Annotated in this window: 4 protein-coding genes; 3 read left to right on the forward strand and 1 reads right to left on the reverse strand. The window is 71.7% G+C overall.

From position 1 onward, the window contains the following. Positions 1 to 125: 125 nt before the first annotated feature. Positions 126 to 695, reverse strand: a complete 570-nt coding sequence (locus ABZ924_RS34675; protein WP_361919037.1) for a Uma2 family endonuclease — start codon at positions 693 to 695, stop codon at positions 126 to 128. 24 nt (positions 696 to 719) lie between these two features. Here ABZ924_RS34675 and ABZ924_RS34680 point away from each other — a divergent pair, with 24 nt between their 5' ends. Genes ABZ924_RS34680 through ABZ924_RS34690 form a run of 3 tightly spaced genes read left to right on the forward strand, consistent with a single transcriptional unit; the run spans position 720 to position 3,760 of the window. Then, positions 720 to 1,376 carry an HAD family hydrolase gene (locus ABZ924_RS34680; RefSeq protein WP_361919039.1) on the forward strand — a complete coding sequence of 219 codons (657 nt, stop codon included), beginning with the start codon at positions 720 to 722 and terminating at the stop codon, positions 1,374 to 1,376. Between the two features lie 43 nt (positions 1,377 to 1,419). Beyond that, positions 1,420 to 2,640, forward strand: coding sequence for an MFS transporter (locus tag ABZ924_RS34685; RefSeq protein ID WP_361919041.1), 1,221 nt, complete (start codon positions 1,420 to 1,422; stop codon positions 2,638 to 2,640). Next, entirely contained in the window at positions 2,591 to 3,760 is a 1,170-nt protein-coding gene (locus ABZ924_RS34690; RefSeq protein ID WP_361919043.1) for an acetoin utilization protein AcuC, read from the forward strand. The genes ABZ924_RS34685 and ABZ924_RS34690 overlap by 50 nt, the downstream gene beginning before the upstream one ends. Positions 3,761 to 3,767: the final 7 nt, after the last annotated feature.

Genomic DNA, 3,767 nt, shown 5'->3' on the forward strand with positions numbered 1-3,767 from the left:
ACTGCAGGGGGGACCCTGTGGGAGAGTAGGACGCCGCCGAACAATCATTGTGGGAAAGCCCCGCACCAGCTCTGGTGCGGGGCTTTTCTGCGTTTACGGCCCAACCGGCCCTACCAGTTGGCCGGTTAGCTCTTCAGGCTGCTCGTTTCGAGGGACCAGCGGCCGGCGGTGACGGTGTCGCCGAAGGCGTAGGGCACCGCCTTGCGGTAGCTGATCCCGTCGGGTCCCGGCGAGGGGTCGCTGTGAACCGTGACGGTCTGCTTGTCCTTGCGCGCGTCCACTACGACGTACAGCGGTACACCCATCCTCGGGTAGTCGCGGATGTCGGTCAGGCAGTGAGCGGGGGAGACGACCTCCACCGCCATCAGAACAATGCGGGCGTTGAGGACTCTCGCGGTGTCGTCGATGTCGTCCTCGGCGATGACCACGAGGTCGGGGACCTTGACGAGGCCGGTTTCGGGATTGCCCATGTGCGTGTCGCTGAGCGCGACGACCCCGGGGGCCTTTGCCTCGATCTGGCGCCGCAGCCGCACCGCGTTGAGCCCGTCGACAGCCGTGGGGTTGGTCATCGTCAGCAAGATCCGGCCTTCGGTGCTTTGCACCTTCCAGCGGTCTTCCTGGTGATCGGCCAGCTCGGCGAGTTGTTGCGCGAAGGCGTACAGCCGGCGCCGCTGGTCGGGGGTGAGGTCGGCCATGTGCTCTGCCTTTACGGTGGGGGCATGGGATACGAGCTGGTCATCTTCGACAACGACGGCGTCCTGGTGGACAGTGAGCCGATATCCAACGCCATCCTGGCCGAGTACCTGACCGAGCTGGGGCATCCCACCACGTACGAGGAGTCCGTGCGGGACTACATGGGGGCCGCACTGCACCGGGTGCACGACACCGTGCTCGAGCGGAGTGGGCGGCGGTTGCCCGCGGAGTTCGACCGGGCCTTCCAGGCGCGGGTGTTCGCCGCCTTCGAAAGGGAGTTGAAGGCCGTGAGCGGGGCGCGGGAGGTGTTGGAGGGGCTGCGCGGCCGGGGTGTGCGGTACTGCGTGGCCTCGTCCGGGAGCCATGAGCGGATTCGGGTCGGGCACCGGGTGGCAGGGCTGGATCCGTTCTTCGACGACGCGACCATCTTCAGTGCCGAGGACGTCCGGAAGGGGAAGCCCGCCCCGGATCTCTTCCACCACGCGGGCCGGGTGATGGCGGCGCCGCCGGAGCGGTGCGTCGTCATCGAGGACAGCGGCCTCGGGGTGCAGGCCGCCCTCGCCGCCGGGATGACCGTGCTCGGGTACACGGCGATGACTCCGCCCGAGCGGCTGGCCGGGGCCACGGCGCTGTTCGACGACATGAAGGAACTTTCCGGGCTGCTCGCCGAATTGGGCTTGTGATCCATCTACCCACCGGTAGAGCCCGGGCCTACGCTGTGCCGCCATGACAGACGATCTGCGGCTGCGGCGCGGGCGGGGCGCCCTGGGGTTCAGCTTCTTCGTGCAGGGCGTGACCTTCGCGCTCCTCGTGACGCGGATCCCCGCCATCCAGGACCGGTACGGGATATCCGACGGCCTGCTGCCCGCCTTCCTCGCGGCCGTGCCGGTGCTGGCGGGGGCGGCCAGTGTCGCCACCGAGCACCTCGTCAGGCGGGTCTCGCCGGCGGTCGTCCTGCGGTGGGCGCAGCCGGTGGTGCTGCTCGCGCTGCTCGGCGTGGGCGCCGGGAGCCGGATGTGGCACGTGGCCGTGGCCCTCGGGGTGTTCGGGTTGGCCGTGGGGGCGCTGGACGCGTCCATGAACATGCTCGGCGTCAGCCTGCAGCGGGCGTACGGGCGGTCCATCATGCTGGGCTTCCATGCCGCGTACAGCCTCGGCGGGATCCTCGGGGCCTCCGCCGCCTGGGCCGGGGCTCACTGGCACCTGGAGCTGTTCGTCTCCTATCTGCCCGCCGTGCTCCTCTTGCTGCCGCCGGCGTTCGTCGGGAGTCGGTTCTACGTCTCGGAGACGGGCCAGGAGGGTGGCTCCGCCGACGCCCCCGGGCTCGGCGCCGGCGGGTTCCGGATGCTGCTGCCGCTGTGCCTGGTGATGGCGTGTGCGTACATCGGCGACTCGACCGTCTCCAACTGGAGCGCCAAGTACCTCCAGGACGTCCTCGGCAGCTCGGAGCAGCTGGCGACCGTCCCCTACAACGTGTACATGGTGACCACCCTGATCGGCCGGGCCGTGGGCGACCTCGGCGTGCGGCGGTTCGGGGCCGTGGCCGTCGTACGGGCCGGGACGGCCGTCGCGGCCGGCGGGTTCGGGGTGGTCGCCGCCGCGCCCGGCGCCTGGACGGGCATGGCCGGGTTCACGCTGCTCGGGCTCGGGCTGTGCGTGATCGTGCCGCAGACCTTCGCGGCCGCGGGCCGGCTGTTCCCCGGATCCTCCGACACGGCCGTCGCCCGGCTCAACATCTTCAACTACGTCGGCTTCCTGGTCGGTTCGCCGCTTGTCGGCGGGCTCGGTGACGCCTGGAGCTACCGCGGGGCCATGCTCGTGCCGATGGCGCTGGTCCTGGTGACCTTGCTGCACGCCCGTTCGTTCGGGGCCGACGGCGCCCGCTACCGTGTGCGGCATGAGCCGCCGCGCGTTGTTGATGTGGGACGAGGCAGTAACGGGGTATGACTTCGGACCGAGTCATCCCATGGACCCGGTGCGCCTGGCGCTGACCATGGGCCTGGTGCGAGCCATCAAGCTGGACCGGGAGGTCGAGCTGCGGGCGGCCCCGCCGGCCGGGGACTCCACGCTGCGGCTCGTCCACCGGGAGGACTACGTGGCCGCGGTCCGCGAGGTGTCCGCGGACCCCGGCATCGCCGACGGCTCGTACGGGCTCGGGACCATGGACGATCCGGCGTTCCACGGCATGCACGAGGCGTCTGCGCTGATCGCCGGGCAGTCGGTGGCGGCCGCCGAGGCGATCTGGCGCGGCGAGGCCGAGCACGCGGTGAACTTCGCGGGCGGCCTGCACCACGCGATGCCGGGCGGGGCCTCCGGGTTCTGCGTGTACAACGACGCTGCGCTCGCGGTGGCCCGGCTGCTGGAGCTGGGTGCCGAGCGGGTCGCGTACGTGGACGTGGACGTGCACCACGGCGACGGGGTGCAGGCGGCGTTCTGGGACGACCCGCGGGTGCTGACGGTCTCCCTGCACGAGCACCCCGGCACCCTGTTCCCGCAGACCGGCTGGCCGCAGGAGACGGGCGGTCCGGCCGCCGAGGGCTCGGCGGTGAACGTGGCGCTGCCCGCCGGGACCGGCGACGCGGGCTGGCTGCGCGCGTTCCACGCGACGGTGCCCGAACTGCTGGAGGAGTTCCGGCCGCAGGTCCTGGTCTCCCAGCACGGGGCCGACACGCACTTCGAGGACCCGCTCGCCCATCTGGCGGTGTCGCTGGACGCGCAGCGGGCCGTGCAGGAGTCCTGCCACCGCCTCGCCCACGAGTACGCGGACGGCAGGTGGCTGGCGCTGGGCGGCGGCGGGTACGCGGTCGTGGACGTGGTCCCGCGGTCCTGGAGCCACCTGGTCGGGATCGCCGCGCACCGGCCCGTCGACCCGGAGTCCGCGGTGCCGGCGTCCTGGCGGGACGAGGTGTACGCGCGGACGCGGCAGTTGGCGCCGGCCCGGATGACGGACGGCCGGGAGGTGTCCTGGCGGGAGTGGGAGGCGGGCTACGACCCGGCCGACCGGATCGACCAGGCCGTGCTCGCGACCCGGCGGGCGGTGTTCCCGCTGCGCGGCATGCTCACCTAGCCGGACG

It is taken from the genome of Streptomyces sp. NPDC046876 (assembly GCF_040645035.1).
Lineage (GTDB): Bacteria > Actinomycetota > Actinomycetes > Streptomycetales > Streptomycetaceae > Streptomyces.

Excerpts from the sequence above, each read along its gene's own strand:
- ABZ924_RS34675 (WP_361919037.1), bottom strand. The coding sequence starts at position 695 with ATGGCCGACCTCACCCCCGACCAGCGGCGCCGGCTGTACGCCTTCGCG.
- ABZ924_RS34680 (WP_361919039.1), top strand. The coding sequence starts at position 720 with ATGGGATACGAGCTGGTCATCTTCGACAACGACGGCGTCCTGGTGGAC.
- ABZ924_RS34685 (WP_361919041.1), top strand. The coding sequence starts at position 1,420 with ATGACAGACGATCTGCGGCTGCGGCGCGGGCGGGGCGCCCTGGGGTTC.
- ABZ924_RS34690 (WP_361919043.1), top strand. The coding sequence starts at position 2,591 with ATGAGCCGCCGCGCGTTGTTGATGTGGGACGAGGCAGTAACGGGGTAT.